The sequence below is a fragment of the Paenibacillus riograndensis SBR5 genome, assembly GCF_000981585.1.
GTDB classification, from domain to species: Bacteria; Bacillota; Bacilli; order Paenibacillales; family Paenibacillaceae; genus Paenibacillus_AQ; species Paenibacillus_AQ riograndensis.
This window is the reverse complement of record NZ_LN831776.1, coordinates 2,138,090-2,153,987: the sequence shown is the minus strand read 5'-3', so window position 1 is coordinate 2,153,987 and position 15,898 is coordinate 2,138,090. Positions and strand designations below refer to the sequence as shown.

At 53.2% G+C, this 15,898-nt stretch carries 9 protein-coding genes; 4 read left to right on the top strand and 5 right to left on the bottom strand.

The genetic code is table 11. The features are described from left to right. Window positions 1–824: 824 nt before the first annotated feature. Together PRIO_RS08770 and PRIO_RS08765 are read right to left on the bottom strand one after the other, a co-directional pair. On the bottom strand, window positions 825–1,937 hold the full coding sequence (locus PRIO_RS08770; RefSeq protein ID WP_020434149.1) for a response regulator transcription factor: 1,113 nt from the start codon (window positions 1,935–1,937) through the stop codon (window positions 825–827). Beyond that, the gene (locus tag PRIO_RS08765) at window positions 1,915–3,753 is read right to left on the bottom strand and encodes a sensor histidine kinase (protein ID WP_020434150.1); all 1,839 of its coding nucleotides are present in this window, start codon (window positions 3,751–3,753) and stop codon (window positions 1,915–1,917) included. The genes PRIO_RS08770 and PRIO_RS08765 overlap by 23 nt, the downstream gene beginning before the upstream one ends. Window positions 3,754–3,941: 188 nt before the next feature. Here PRIO_RS08765 and PRIO_RS08760 point away from each other — a divergent pair, with 188 nt between their 5' ends. From PRIO_RS08760 to PRIO_RS08750, 3 genes are all read left to right on the top strand, one after another. After that, window positions 3,942–4,931 (top strand): LacI family DNA-binding transcriptional regulator, encoded by a 990-nt coding sequence (locus PRIO_RS08760; RefSeq protein ID WP_046501919.1) that lies wholly within the window; start codon window positions 3,942–3,944, stop codon window positions 4,929–4,931. 91 nt (window positions 4,932–5,022) lie between these two features. Beyond that, a complete protein-coding gene (locus PRIO_RS08755) occupies window positions 5,023–7,317 on the top strand; it encodes an alpha-galactosidase (RefSeq protein WP_020434152.1) in 2,295 nt (764 codons plus the stop codon). Between the two features lie 516 nt (window positions 7,318–7,833). Further along, window positions 7,834–9,186, top strand: a complete 1,353-nt coding sequence (locus PRIO_RS08750) for an outer membrane protein assembly factor BamB family protein (RefSeq protein WP_020434153.1) — start codon at window positions 7,834–7,836, stop codon at window positions 9,184–9,186. A 116-nt stretch (window positions 9,187–9,302) separates the two neighbouring features. Here the strand turns inward: PRIO_RS08750 and PRIO_RS08745 are convergent, their stop codons facing one another. From PRIO_RS08745 to PRIO_RS08735, 3 genes are all read right to left on the bottom strand, one after another. Further along, window positions 9,303–10,175: a hypothetical protein gene (locus tag PRIO_RS08745; RefSeq protein WP_020434154.1), complete on the bottom strand. Its 873-nt coding sequence runs from the start codon at window positions 10,173–10,175 to the stop codon at window positions 9,303–9,305. Between the two features lie 92 nt (window positions 10,176–10,267). Next, window positions 10,268–11,401, bottom strand: coding sequence for a hypothetical protein (locus PRIO_RS08740; RefSeq protein ID WP_020434155.1), 1,134 nt, complete (start codon window positions 11,399–11,401; stop codon window positions 10,268–10,270). Then, window positions 11,383–11,940: an RNA polymerase sigma factor gene (locus PRIO_RS08735; protein ID WP_039791309.1), complete on the bottom strand. Its 558-nt coding sequence runs from the start codon at window positions 11,938–11,940 to the stop codon at window positions 11,383–11,385. Before PRIO_RS08735 ends, PRIO_RS08740 begins: the two co-directional genes overlap by 19 nt. A gap of 345 nt (window positions 11,941–12,285) precedes the next feature. Between PRIO_RS08735 and PRIO_RS08730 the strand changes: the two genes are divergently transcribed. Beyond that, window positions 12,286–15,876, top strand: a complete 3,591-nt coding sequence (locus tag PRIO_RS08730; RefSeq protein ID WP_046501914.1) for a M14 family metallopeptidase — start codon at window positions 12,286–12,288, stop codon at window positions 15,874–15,876. The last annotated feature ends 22 nt before the right edge of the window (window positions 15,877–15,898 follow it).

The window sequence follows — 15,898 nt, the reverse complement described above, 5'->3', positions numbered from 1 at the left end:
TAGTCCAGGCTCCATCGAACGATATAACGGCTCCTGAATCCGTAACTGCTGAAAAAGCGAGATTTTTGGCAAAATAAGAGGGATGTCGCTTCCCCCACAACATATAAATTATCTTAGAGCAAAAACGGCTGTGCCGTCCTCCACGGGACAGTGCAGCCGTCTTGGTTCTAACGTTACCTGGAGAACGACTCTCCATGAATCCTACGGCAACTCTTTAAGTGGAAAAAGGGACATTAATTTGCCGAAGTACCCTACCCTCGGGCAGATGAAGTGGAAAAAGGGACACTAATTCAGCCCATTTCGCCATTGGACAAGAAATGTAGCCCAATTAGATTTACTTTTTCCACTTAAAGCTCAGGATCTCTTAATTTCCGGAAAAATAAGTTCCCTTTTTCCAACTAGCACCTGCGAAGAAACCGGTAAGTACTTGCTAATTGGAATTAGGATATTTAGACCGGCTAATCCCTCAGAACTCTGCCTTCGGCGCTCCAACAACGGCATTTCTGCCGTTGTTTCTGGGCTAACCGGTCTTCGACGCCCCAACAACGGTATTTCTGCCGTTGTTTCCGGGTAAACCGGCCTTCGCCGCTCCAACAACGGTATTTCTACCGTTGTTTCCGGGCTAACCGGCCTTCGGCGTCCAAAGTATTTATTCTACAACTTTAAGCCTATTTTTATCCACATGTGGAAGTAAACAAAGGTACCCGTTTCAGCGGGAAATAGAAGGATCATTTATAGCGAGAAGCATACAAATGCTTATATTTAAATAAAGCGGTCCCCACCGGGAACCGCCAGCATTTTACATGGGAACATCTGAAGCAGGGTTACTTCCTGACCAGCTGCTCGTATTCTGTCGGAGTCACGCCGAAGCGCTTCTTGAAGCTTTTGCTGAAATAATTCGGGTCCGCATATCCGACACTCTCCGAAATATCGGCCAGTTTGCGGTTGCCTTCGAGCAGCAACACTCTGGCTTTTTTCATGCGGATATGCGTAATATGGTCGACAATCGAATACCCGGACTCCTTGCGGAAAACACGGCGCAAATAGCTGGGATCGACATATACGCCGCCTGCCACCTGTTCGGCTGATAGCTCTGCGTCCGCATAATGCTGCTCAATATATTGGATAGCCGCAGCAAACAGATTCGAGGCCTTCGTGGGCTTCACATCTTCTGTCAGTTGTATCACCCTGCGGTACAAGGCGGTCAGCCACTCTTCAGCCCCCTCCCAGGACCCGCATGCCTTTAGCCTCTCGAAAGGTGACTTGTCGCCTTCGCTGTCCCACACCCGGCTGTAGGAGAAGCCCCGTTCACCCGCAAAGGTTAACACCAGCGAGACAAGCCCCATCATCATTGCATCCGCATATTCGCTCCCCCACTTGCAGCCGCGGAGCTGGCGGATCGCCTTGCGGACTTCGTCCAGAATATCCGCATCTTTCATGCGGAGGCCAAGCACAATGACGTCGCGGATGCTGCTGAGATCCGGCGCCTCTTGTCCGGCGGGGCTTGCCCCCGGCCCGTTCCCTTCAGCCCCTTCCTGCTCAGCCTCCCGCTCACGGGGCAGCTGCGGCAATTTCGGCCGGATACGGGCCAGCATAGCGGACATCTCCTCTTCGTTAAACGGCTTGAGCAGATAATCCTGTACGCCTGTCCGCACGGCTTTTTGCAAATACTCAAATTCGTTGTGTCCCGAAATGAACACAATCACGACGCGTTCAAACCGTTCCTTCAGCTTGACCGCCAGCTCAATGCCGTCCATAAACGGCATGTTAATATCAACCAGCGCCAGATGGGGCTGATGCTTCTCCGCCTCAAGCAATGCCTCCCGGCCGTTACGCGCTTCGCAGCATACCCGGAAGCCGTGCCGCTGCCAGTCCATCTTAAGCCGGAGATAGTCGCGGAACAGCGGCTCGTCATCAACGATCATCACCTTGTACATCCTGTTCATCCCTCTTTTCAGTTCCAAGCATAGGCAATGACAGCTCCACCACGGTCCCTTCATCAACAACGCTGCGGACAGTCAAACCATATGGTTCCCCGAAGTACAAGTTCAGCCGCTGCTGGACACTGTAGGTACCGATTGAACGGGTCTCCTCCTCCGGTGAATAACCGGACATGATGGCCTCTATCCGCTCCTCATCCATGCCAATGCCATTGTCCGTCACTTGGACAAGCACCTTGCCGCCGGTACTGCAGGCCTGGATGCGGATGAAGCCCTTGCTCCCTTTTTTCTTCAACCCGTGATAAATAGCATTCTCGACAAGCGGCTGCAGCGACAGCTTCGGAATCGGCGTGCCAGACAGCTCAGCCGGGATGTCAATCTCATAGCGGAACACATCCGGGTACCGGATCTGCATAATGGCCAGGTAATCGTCCGTAATCCGTGCTTCCTTCTCCAGAATGATGAGCTCCCTTCCCTTGTTAAGCACCATCCGGTAAAAATCCGCCAGCGCTTTGGTCGTATCCCGGGCCTCTTCATTGCGGTCGAGCTCGTTCAGGACATATATGGTGTCAAGCGTGTTATATAAAAAATGCGGCTTGATCTGCGCGCTGATCAGGGCGAGCTCATACTCCCGCTTGCGTTTCTGCTCCTCGGTCACCTTTTTCAGCAGCTCCCGCACGCGGCCGACCATGAAATTGAACGCCTCTGCAATCGTTCCGATCTCATCTTCCGTTCTCGCAGCCGCGACCGGGCGGAGATCACCGCTGACCACCTGCCGCATCGCTCGGGTCAGCCTCTCCAGCGGACTGGCAACCATCCGGGACAGGAAGCTGGCCCCGAACAGGGAAAAGATCAGGCACAAAGCGCCTACCAGCGCCGTCAGCCGCACATTCTGCTGCACATCGGCTGTGAGCAGCTTAAGCGAAACCACGTTGATCAGCTCCCAGTCCATCCGTCCGAAACGGCTGACCGTGACCAGATTACCGTCGTCCTTGTAAGAGAAGCTGGCGGCTCTGTCCGCTCTCTCACGATCCCCGATTCTGGCTGCCATCGATGGCTCCAGCGGCTGAAGCAAGCTGCTCTTATCCGCCGCAGCCACAACGCGCCTATGTTCATCCACGAAATAATAGGCCTTGGAGGCTGCCGGATCGCTGGACTGCAGAAACGCTGACAGCTGTTCTTCCCGGACAATCAGAAACAGGGTGCCTAAAGGCTCGCCGGTATCGATATTGATGACCATCTTCCCCAGTGTAAGCACAGGAGAATCCGGATTGGAGGTCAGATAACTCCGCTTCTCCATGCCGAACCAATGCGAGTATCCGTAGCTCCCGGCCTCTCTCACCGTGTTCAGCATACCGCTTGCGGCAATGCCCTTGGCCTCTTCCTCCCCGCCGGATGTATAGGAGGTATAGACGGTTCCGTCTTTGCCGACGAACACAGCGGCATCCACCTCCCGGAAGATCGACAGGTCGATCGACAAGCGGCTCTGCATCAAGTTGGCAAAGCGGAACTGCTCCAGCGGAACCGCCTGAACGGCCGGATATGATTCGTAAAGACGGTTGATGTTGGTAACCATAATATTCGCCGCAGTCTCTGCGCTGCGGAGGATATAATCGGTACGGGAGAGGATCAGCTGGGATTCGTCGGCTACGTTGCGTGTAGTCCGCTCAATCAGGGAGCGGCTGAACAAGTGGCTGGACAGGGCACCCAGAATAAGCAGAGAAAGAATAAGCAGGGGAAGAAATATCGCAATGACCTTGCTTTTGAACCGGAGCCGGCCAAACCATCTCCGGATGAGTGCTGTAAATTTCAAGCCTGTCCCCTCCGCCCTCCAATGAATATTCAACATGGTATCACAATTGCCCGGGGTTTAGAAGCCGCCGGGGTTGACGATATTTGGGAGTGCATTCCAGAAATATAACCACTTGAAAGTACGGAATGGGGATGGTAGGATAGAAGCGATATTTAGTAAATTTATTAACTAAAAAAGGCGTGAGCGGCTTGCCAACGATTAAAGACATCGCCCGCGAGGCCGGCGTATCGGCCGCGACGGTATCGAGAGTGTTAAATAACGACCTTTCCCTCGCCGTCAGCGAGGTTACGCGGACCCGTGTGTTTGCCGTCGCCGAGCAGCTGGGCTACAAGCCCGCCCGGTTAAAGCAGCTGAAACGGGATACCGAGCGCAGCGGCAAAACCGTCTCGCTCCTGCTCAGGTGTTCGGTCGAGGAGGAACGGGATGACCCGTATTACGGCTCTATTCGCCGGGGGATTGAGCTCCGCGCGGAGGAGCTGGGCATTGTACTCGGCCAAACCCTGCGCGGGCATGGACAGCTGCCTGCCCTTCGGGCCTGCGACGGCCTTATTGTTGTAGGCGGTTTTGATCCCCGGGAGCTGGAGAGCCTGCATGCTGACCCCAGCACGATTGTGCTTGTCGACCAATATGGGGAGCAGACGGATTATGACTCTGTGCGGACGCATTTCCGCCAGGCCGTTGAACAGGCGCTTGGCCACCTGATGGCTTTGGGCCACCGCGATATCGCATTTATCGGCGGCGGAGGGGACGGGGAGCGGCGGGCGCATCATTTTGAGCGGATCATGCTGGAGCGGGGCTGGTTCGACGACCGGCTGGTGCGGACGGGAGGCTGGAGCAGCGCCGACGGCTACCGGATGATGAACGAGCTGCTGGCCGGTGCGAAACGGCCGACAGCCTGCTTCGCGGCCAGCGACCCGCTGGCGGTCGGCGCCCTGCGGGCCCTGCACGGCCAAGGCGTACGGGTGCCGGAGGAGATGGCCATCGTCGGCTTCGACGATATCGAGATGGCCGCCTACGTCCAACCGCCGCTGACAACCGTACGCGCCTATCCCGAGCAGATGGGCAAGGCGGCGGTCCAGCTGCTCGTCGAGCGGTTCGAAGGACGTGAAGCGCCTTCACATACGATCACCGGGACGAAGCTGATCGTCAGGGAGAGCTGCGGCGGAACACCTGATTAAGCCGCCGCCGCGATGCACACCTCACCCATGACCAAAGCAAGGGCGGTCCCCGCCAAGAGACCGGATCACATTCACAAGGAGAGTAATACGCATGAATATTTACGCAGACGAAACGCTAGGCCTGTTTCATCTTCAATCCAAAGATACCAGCTATATCATACAGCTGGTTGAAGGCTACCCTTCCCATGTATACTGGGGCGCACGCCTCCGGCACGACAACAGCCTGGCTGGCGTGCTGGAGCTTCGCGAACGGTCCTCTTTCTCTCCAATCCCGCTGCTGACGAACCCTTCCCTTTCTCTGGATGCTCTGCCTCAGGAGTACCCTCAGTACGGGACAAGCGATTTCAGACGGCCGGCCTATCAGGTTCTGCTGGCTGACGGCACCCGGACCACCGAACTTAAATACGCGGGCTACAGAATAACTTCCGGAAAACCTGCACTTGAAGGACTGCCTGCACTCTATACAGAAGCGGATCACGAAGCCAAGACGCTGGAGCTTACCCTTAATGACGACTATACCGGCCTGACCGTCAAGCTGCTGTATACAGTCTTCGCTGACCACAGCGCCATCGCCCGCTCGGTCCGGTTTGAGCATAACGGGCAGGCGCCGCTCCGGCTTGAGCAGGCACTTAGCGCCTCGGTTGATTTTGCCGATTCGGCCTACGATACGCTTCACCTGAGCGGGGCCTGGGCGAGAGAGCGCCATGTTCAGCGCCGCCGCCTTAGCGCCGGGGCCGCAGTTTCGCTGGAGAGCCGCCGGGGCTCAAGCAGTCATCAGGCCAATCCCTTTCTCGCGCTTCTCCGCCCCGGCGCGGATGAAGACCAGGGAGATGTCTATGGCTTCAGCCTTGTATACAGCGGCAGCTTTGCGGCAGTTGCAGAGGTCGAGCAGTTTAACCAGACCCGCGTGAGCATTGGCATTAACCCGTTCGATTTCTCCTGGCTGCTGGAGCCGGGCCAATCCTTCCAGACTCCTGAGGCTGTGCTCGTCTACTCCGGCGAAGGACTGGGCGGCATGTCGCGTACCTATCACCGGCTTTACCGGACCCGGCTGTGCCGCGGCGTTCACCGCGACAAGACCCGTCCGATCCTCGTCAACAACTGGGAAGCGACTTATTTCGATTTTGATGCCGACAAAATCGCAGCCATTGCCAAGGAAGCGGGGCCGCTGGGCATCGAACTCTTCGTGCTCGATGACGGCTGGTTCGGCAAACGCGACAGCGACAACAGCTCGCTGGGCGACTGGTTTGAAGACCGGCGCAAGCTGCCCGGCGGACTGGCTGACCTCGCCGGCCGGGTAAACGCCGAAGGCCTTCAATTCGGACTGTGGGTTGAACCGGAGATGGTGTCACCCGAGAGCGAATTGTACCGTAAGCAACCTGACTGGTGCCTGCACGCTGCGGGACGCCGCCGTACGGAAGCGCGCAACCAGCTCATTCTGGATCTCTCCCGTCCCGAAGTCTGCGATTATCTGTATGAGACATTGAGCGCTGTTTTTGCCAGTGCGCCGATTACCTATGTCAAATGGGACATGAACCGCAATATGACGGAGATTGCCTCCGCCTCTGCCAGCCCGGAGCGGCAAAAAGAAACCGCCCACCGCTATATGCTGGGCCTGTATGATTTGATGGAGCGCTTGACCTCACGTTTTCCGGACATTCTGTTCGAGAGCTGCTCCGGCGGCGGCGGCCGGTTTGACCCGGGAATGCTGTTCTATATGCCTCAGACCTGGACCAGCGACAACACCGATGCGATTGAACGGCTGGCGATTCAATACGGCACCAGTATGGTATATCCCGCCAGCAGCATGGGCGCCCACGTCTCAGCGGTACCGAACCATCAGGTGGAACGGATCACCTCTCTCGCTATCCGCGGCGATGTGGCGATGAGCGGCAATTTTGGCTACGAGCTGGACCTTACCGCCTTCACCGGGGCAGAAAAGCGTCTGGCAGCCCGCCAGATCGCCCAGTACAAGGAAATACGCGAACTGGTGCAGCAGGGCGATATGTACCGGCTGCTGAGCCCTTTTGAAGGGAGCGGCGAAACAGCCTGGATGTTCGTGAGCGAGGACAAAACAGAGGCCTTTGTAGCTTATTTCCGCGTGCTCGCAAAACCTAACGCGCCAATATCGCGTCTTCCGCTTAAAGGACTGGACCCTGAGCTGGATTACGTGATTGAGACAGGCGCCGCATCTGATGATGGCGCGGCGGATCACAGCGGAGCGGAAGGTTCAGCATCGGCGGGAGCCTCCGGCTCCGCCTTTCAAGAAGGATTCGGCGGCACGCTTCACGGCGGCGACCGCCTGATGCGTATCGGACTTGTCGTTTCCGATCTGCACGGAGATTTCGCCAGCTGCACCTACCGTCTGAGAGCCGCGCGGCGCTGATCCGGCGCTTCGTGCATTCAGCGGCAGAGGGCATGTCCGCAAGGGACTGCCCCCTATTATGAATGTTCGCCCTCCCGGTTAACACAACCCGATAATGGCCCCCTGCTTCCACAAATAATGTGGGGCAGGCGGCCATTTTTTTCAGCCATAACAGTATCCAAAGGGCCGATGCAGCAGACGTAATCGAAGGGACGCCGTATCAGATTGGCGGTAAGCATAGCATGCCGGTAAGCAGCAATTGGTGGTAGGCATCTGATTGGTGGTAAGCGTGAGCTTGCCCGGTCCGTCACCGTAACCCATAACCGAGGCCGTCTTGCTTCCCGTTTGGCTTACAGCACAGTCGGCGACGCTCCAACAGCGGCACTTCTGCCGTTGTTTCCGGGCAAACCCGACGGCAGGCTGCCATTTCCTAAATCCTTAGCAGGCCAGATGTAACTTTTTTACAAACAATGAGTCTATATAGTAGAGGTTCCAGATTAAGCGCTCTGGTTACAACTTAGAGAAGGAGGATTCGCAATGGGAAAGGGACAAATTCTCAAAACTCTCAGCGGTGCCATCTGTGCTGCACTGATGCTGCCGCTCGGAGTAGGCGGAGGGACAGCCCAGGCAGAAGAAGCAGCAGTAAGCATAAGAAATCCGTATTATCAGCAGGTGGAGGCAACGGTAGTACAACCTGCCTGGTCCCTGCCGGTTGCTAAGCCCAAGGTGGTAAATAACCTGGAGCCGGTGACAGCTGTCGCAGAGAACGGCAAGGTATTTATGTTGCAGCCAAACGGCAAGCTGGCCGCACTGAATGCTGCAAGCGGCGCCAAGCTGTGGGAATACGGCAGCCAGCTGGCTCAGCGGATGGTGTACAACAACGGCGCCATTTACGGAATGACCACTGCGGGTGCGCTCTACAAGGTCAAAGAGGACAACGGAAGCAAAGTTTGGTCTGCTGCACTAGGCTACGGAACTGCGGACAGCATTACGGTAACCGGGGGAACGGTGTATGTGACCCAAGGACAAAAAATGGCTGCAGTAGACGCAGCAACCGGCAAGGTCAAATGGCGGATTGCCGAAGATCCGAACAATTACTATTATGGATCAAAAGCGCTTGAGGCGGAGGGGGTTGTCGTTAGAAATTATGCCGTATCCGGCGCAATAACCGTGTCCCTGGTAGCCGTCTACGATAAAACGACCGGCACCAAGCTGTGGGAGGCTTCCAGACAGCAGGCTCCGCTGGCCATCAAGGATGGCGTTCTCTATTCAGAGCGTGAATTATTCATGCTGGATGATGATCCGGTGAACCGCAAAATCCAAATCGCCGCCTTCAATCTCCGTACCGGAGCACTCAAGGGAGAACGCACTTACAGCTGGACGGACAAAGCCGCAACGGACGGAGTGTATCACGGGGGCGGCTCCTATAGCTCTGCCTTCCTTAACGGGAACGATTTGTACATTCACCAAGGCCAGCGCCTGGTTCTATACGATTTCTGGAACTATGTGTCCGGCGCAGAGCCGGTGAAGAAATGGGCACAGGAAAGCTATGATCAGCGGAATCCGCTGAACCTTGTGCATCAGGACCGGATCTATTTCACCGATGAGCACAGCCATGGCCTGATTGCCATGAAGCTGGCTAACGGACAATATACACGCTTCGATCAGGGAGAGAATAATACGGTACAAGCCGCAATATTCGGCAAAGGGGTCTATGTCGGACAGTCCGACGGACTGCTGCATGCCTATGACCTCATAAGCTCCAAACCCGTATTTACCGTTCGCACCGGATCACCTGAATTTGCTCCGCTGCTGAAGACTGGCGGCATGCTGTTGGTTCAATCCGGCGGCAAGCTGCATGGGATCAAACTGCCCGCTTCCCTGAAATAAGGAGAGACCACAACAAAGAGCCTGCGCATGGCAGGCTCTCTTTTTTGAATATATCTGCTCCACCCTAAATCCTGTGCAGGCTGTTATGTGTTCAACAAACCGTTCTTCTTCCGTTCCTAGGCCGAGGCTTCAATAATCTGCCCTGCCAAAGCAAGCAAAGCCTCCTTGGTCAGATGCCCGCGGGTTTCCCGGATAATGTAATTGACACGGGTCTGCGGATTCATCCATGCCACCGACTTGTATTCCATTTTATCTATAGCTGTGTACATCACCTCTTGACCGCCCACGTCCAGCTTCTCCGACTGCGCCGTTGCCGGCTCGGATTCAACCGTCTTGTCATTGGGCCCTGCAGGTTCGGCAACGATGCCGAGAACTCCTCTTTTGCCGTTCTTCTCTGAGGGCATATTATAGATTAAGTTTACAGTGGTACGCTTCTCCTGCAGCTTCTTGACATATATTTTCTTGCCGGATGCCTTCCCCTCTGCGATCACTTGATTGTATATCTTCGCCTCTTCTTTTTGCGATAAATACGGAGCAATCTCTGCGACCCACAAGTTGTAGCCTTCCGGCTGCTGCTGGAGCCGCAAAGGTATGGCGGTGTTGCCCGCAGCATACTTCTCTGCGTATTCATTGTACGTATTATACCTAATTGAATACTTTGCACTCGAAGTGGATGATCCGGCAGAACTGGCTTGATATTCCTTGTCATTGATGTACACATATCTGATTTCTCCGGGCTTAAGCGTTTCACTTAATGCTTTCTTTTCCATATCTTTGAGATTCTTAAATTTCTTCATCTCTTGCTCCGTTTTCGCTTTCGCAGAGGCTTCGCCGGTCAGGGCTATCGTTTTGAATCCCGCCTTAATGGCGGGTCTTGCCGCAGACGGAGCACTGGAATTATCAGCGGCAGCCTCACCTGCGGGGGTGTACCCTAAGCCGAACAGCAGGGCCGTACTGGCCATAGCAATGAGCGTTTTTCTATAATGCATATTTTTAAATACCACCTTCCTGGTTGTGTAAGTCCCTTATATAACACCTATGTCGCTGCATTTGTGACGTCTTTATTTCCACCTGCGGCATCTTAGTTCATCATACCGGCAGCAATATGGATAACCTCCTCTTTAGTCAAGGAAGACTCCGGCGTGGTAGTCAAATTGTATAACATATTGTTTTCCGGGTCCGCCCAGACAAGTTTGTATTTATAACCCAATTTTACTTCCCCGTTTTTAGAGTGATCCATAAAGATCAGCTGGGTTCCGTTGACCAGAATGTTCTCCATGCTTGTATTTTTGGTCCACAACAAGCTTTCTATAATTCCGGTCTTTTCCTTGAGGCGTTTGACCGAAATATCCACCTTAGTCTGCCCCTTTTTGTAACTCAACCCGGAATTATCAAAATTAATGCTATCCAGAGGCTCTTTTCTCCAGGGGACCCGGAAGCCGCCTTCCAGCTTGATTCCACCGGTCAGGGCCAGCAATTCCTTTTCTTTGATCTCAAAATAAGGTTGAATCACCGCCTGGTCAAAAACGTACCCTTCCGGCATATACTCCGGCTGTTTCAAATCCGGTGCTGTGTACTTCTTTGCCTTGGCAACATAGCTGGAATAGTCCTTAAATAACATCATGCGGTTAACAACGCCAATCATGGGAGGCTCACCCCCAGCCTTTTCCTGTCTGAGCACATATGAAGCGAACTCCCCGGGCAGCAGCAATTTTTCTACAGCCTTGTATGCCTCTGAATATTTTGCCCTAAAAAGTTTTTCTTCTTTGCTTTCCTGAATCTGAGGAACTTTTTCCTCTGAAGGGGATACTGGCCTGTTGGATCTTACCACCTTCCCCCCTTCCTCCGTTACCACAAGCGGCTGGTAGGGCAGCACTTCAAACTGGAATTTGGCGGCTTGCCCAGGGCCTTCGACAAATAAGAAGTAGCCGCCTCCGAGCGAGGCAATCAGGACCAGCGCCGCTGCCCATCTCCCCGCTTGCCGCCTCAACGTTCGTTTGCGGTACCGCTCTGCCTCGACTACCGGCTCCATACTCTGCATAATATCGGAGGTGTTCCCCGCCTGCAGCTGAGAGGCATGCTCCATCATAAGGCGGTTATTACCAAGCCCGATGGCTTCCATTACAGAATCATGAACATCAACCAGCGGAAGCTGATCAGAATGATCCCCCTCCTTCAGAAACAACTCTTCGGAAGTCAATTCGTCCTTGCACATAACTGCTTCTCCCTCCTCACAATGGATTCCCTCAGCTTGCTCCTTGTCCGCTCGTAGCGTTTCCTTACTGTAACCGTGCTTTTACCCAGAATTTCAGCAATCTCCGCAAATGATTTATCTTCAAAAATGCGCAAAATCACCAGATTCCGTTCCTCGATGCTAAGCTTCTGCAGGGCTGCGGCGACAGATTCGCTGAACAGCCGGTTTTCTACCACTTGTTCAGCGCTCTTAGCCGTTACATCCTGCCTGAGCAGCCTTCGCAGCTGATTCTGGAACTTTTGCCGCCGCAGTTGGTTTAAGCAATGATGATAGGACACCCTATAGAGCCACGAGGTAAAATTAGCCTGCAGTTTGAAGTCCCAGATGTTCTGATAGGCCTTAATAAATATGTCCTGAACCGCATCCTCCGCCTCCTCCCTGCTGTTCAGCAAGCGAAAGCAGTAGACATAAATCCGTTGCTGGTAGAGTCTGATAACATCTGAAAAAAGATAGACCTCTCCCGCTTGTATCCGCTTTATCTTCTCTTCTATAGAATCCACAACTGTCTCCTTTCTGCTGTCAATACAGGTATAACACTTGAGCCGTCTGTTGCGTGACATTTTTTTGTGTTCCTGCTCCCGGTGATGGACACAACCCGATGAGAGAATATATTTTTTTGGATCTAATCTATGAAAAAGCTTCCGCTTTTGAGTAAAATGCTATATTATATTGTTCAAATGTATATTAAAAAATATTTATGTATATTAATTCGTTACATGTGATGTGAATTTAATATATTCACAGCAGCATTACTGTGCGGATTTATGGGAGGGATGCATAAACTTACAGACATTGGAGTCTTTTACTAGCAAACCTATTAATAGAGAGAACTAACTGGGAGGTAAATGATGTCTAAGAAATTATTATCCTTATTAATCGCGTTAACCCTGACGTTGTCCGGAATCCTTCCGGCAGCCTATGCCGGTGAAGTTGCAGCTGAGGCACAGCCGCAAGTTCAGACCGCCCCTGCATCTGCGGCTTCCGGCGCTTCGTCTACGGTTACCGCAGAAGTCTATCAACCGGCTGCACCTACAGTATCCACAGAAGTCTACCAAGCCTCGATGACCGAGGCCAGAACACTGCCTATTACACTGGCCCTTCCTGAGGGTGTGACAGCAAACCAGCTTACCTGGAACTTTGGCAGAACGGCGGAAGAGATGAAGCCGCTGGCACAGTGGAAAAAATGGAACAATGCTTCCAGTGTTAGAGCATATACAGGAGATCCTTTCATAAAAGTAAGCTATGAGCCTGCTTCGCCTTCTACGGTAACAGCTCTGGTATACTTCGATATGCCTTTCGGCGGCAATCTGTCGATTAGCGGCATCCGCGCCGAATATGTGAAGCTTGCAGGTACATACAACCTGACGGCAACCGCTCCTGACGGTCATGTGCTGGTACAGCAGCAAGTGAAGCTGAACCCTTATGATACCTATCATACATATGATGAGATCAAACCGGCGATTGATAGAATTACCGCTGACAGCAACAATAAATACGGCCGTTATGTGGAGTATCAGCAGATCGGAACGTCCACGCAAGGACGGGCGATCCACTTCTCCATCGTAGCCAAGGACAAAGCGTCCGTAGACCAATATTTGAACGAAACGCTGCCGCTGATGAACAATGACCCTGCTGCATTGCAGGAGATGATCAAAAACGGCCAGCTGCAAAATTATAAAGTGCCGATCTGGCTGAACAACATCCATGCGGATGAAGCCAATGGGGTAGATGTAATTATTAAGTTTTTGGATACGCTGATGACCCAGAAAATCGTAAACTATGATACCACCGACGCCAAAGGCAATGTTGTTCCGGTGGCACTGGATATCGATAAGGCGCTGGACAACGTGATTTTCCTGCTGGATTATGTGGAGAACCCGGATGGCCGTGCGCTCAACACGCGTGCAACTTCGACGCTGCTAGACCCGAACCGTGACAACTCCTACCAGACACAACCGGAGACTCAGGCAGTTACAGCGCAAATCGCCAAATGGACACCGCTGAGCTTCCTGGATATGCACGGTTTCGTGAGCGGCTTCCTGATTGAGCCCTGCACACCGCCGCATGATCCGAACATCGAATACGATCTGGTTTTGGACAATATGCTAGAACAGGCTACAGCAATGGGGAATGCAGGAATCGCTAATACCAAATACAATGCGTACCACATTCCTTATCTGGAAGCCGAGAAGCTGAAGAATGATCCGAATTATGCTAATCCTTACGGCAATGCGACCGGATGGGATGATGCTTCGCCGGCTTACACCGCAGTTTATGCGATGCACCAAGGGGCGCTTGGACACACCATTGAGGTGCCGGAGCTGAACGAGGATTCTCTGGATGCTTTCTACTATGCAGCACTGGCTGCTACCCATTATGTGCAGAATAACAAAGAAAAGCTGTTCCTGAACCAGCTGGAAATCTTCAAACGCGGCATGAACAATGAAGACCACAAAGAGGTCGACAAGTATTTGGTAAATGCTAAATATGAATCCATCGGCCGTAAGCGTGCAACGGAAGCAACGAACTTTTTCCCTGAATATTATGTGCTTCCAGTAGCCAAGGATCTGCAAAAAAACGAACTGGAAACGTACAAAATGGTGCAATACCTGCTTCGTAACGGTGTGAAGGTAGAGCAGACTACTACGCCAGTAACTGTAGATGGAGTCACTTATCCGTCAGGCACCTATGTAGTGAACATGCATCAGGCCAAACGCGGTTACGCCAACCTGGTTCTGTATGACGGGCTGGACGTATCCGACTTCAATGAAATGTATTCCGACACTGTGCAGAATTTTGCCGACATGCGCGGATTTGACCGGTACATCAGCCGTACAGCCGGCGCATTCACCGGCAAGACCCAGCAAGTCAGCAGCGTCGTTATTCCAACGACAGATCTGAATCAATACCGGTTTGAGCAAAATTACGTCATCCGCAACAGCAACAATGATGCGATCAAAGCGGTTAACGAATTGCTTGCGAACAAAAAAGCGGTAACCCTGCTCTCGAACGGCGGACCCGGCTATGAACAGGGCAGCTTCCTGGTCTCCAGATCGAACCTGAAAACTGTAGCGTCCAAGTATCTCTTGGACCTTGTGCCGTTCAGCGCATCAGCGGACAAGACAGGCAAGCTGCTCAAGCCGGCGAACGTAGGCATTGCCGGAGCACCTTCATTCATCCTGGCTGATCTTGGATTCAAGGTGACTACCGATACGGCTGTGGCTGATGTGCTGGTCAATGCGGGCACCAGCCTGATTGCCGGCGGTAAACCGTTCATCGGATATGGGCGTACGATGCTGAGCAGTATTAAATCCCTGAAAATTTTGCCGGGCCTGGATTACTCCAATCCGGTCAACAAATCTAATAACCCGGCAGCACATGAGGGCTTGTTCAAAGCAACCGTCTCACAGGACAGCGTAATTACGGCTCCTTATGCAGACAACGAATACCTGTATACTGTATCCGCCGCTTATATCACAGCTGTGCCGGAAGGTGCGGAAGTACTGGCGAAATACGGAACAGGCGAAGATTTCTTCAAAGCAGGCTGGTGGCCAAACAGCGATGCGGCAAAAGGCCAAGTGCTGGCACTGAATTACCAAAAGGATAATATCCATGTAACCTTGTTCGCAAACGATCTGCTGAACAAATATCATCCGCAGAACCAGTTCAGATTGCTGGCGAATGCAATCTATGCTTCGTCTCCGGCAGCTACGGAAGCAGACGGCATGGATAACGGTGCACTTGAGCCTGAACCGGCTTCACCGTCTAATCCGGGTTCAGGTGCACCTGCTGCAACCGCAACGCCAGCACCAACCGCAACACCGGCACCAACCGGAGCTCCGGCATCACCGCAGCCAACCGCAACAGCTGCACCAGCTCCGGCGGTCCACTTCACGGATCTGGGCAGAGTAGCATGGGCAGTATCTGCTATCGAAGAATTGACGGCTAAAGGTATCCTTAACGGCGTTGGCGGCAATGCGTTCGCACCGCTCAAAGAGGTAACCCGTGCCGAATTCATCACGATGATTGTCCGTGCCTTTGACCTTCAGACAGAGAATGCTTCGGCAACTTTTAGTGACGTGTCTGCTGCGGATTGGTCCTACAGCTATATTGCTGCCGGTGTCAGCAATGGCCTGATCAACGGTGTAGGCAACGGGAAGTTCGAACCGAAACGCTCCATCACGCGGGAAGAGATGGCCATCATCGCCGCAAACGCACTGACGAAGTTCAAAGGCAAATCGGTTACCAATGCCGATGCTGCGCTTGCGAACTTCAAAGACAAATCGAGCATTGCCCCCTACGGTAAAAACGCAGTAGCGCTGCTTACCCAGGAAGGCATTGTGAAAGGCATGACAGTTAGCACCTTTGCGCCAAAAGGTATTGCCAACCGTGCGCAAGCCGCTGTCATTATCAGCAATATCATCAACCTGCAATAATCCGAATGGATTATTAGCAGTG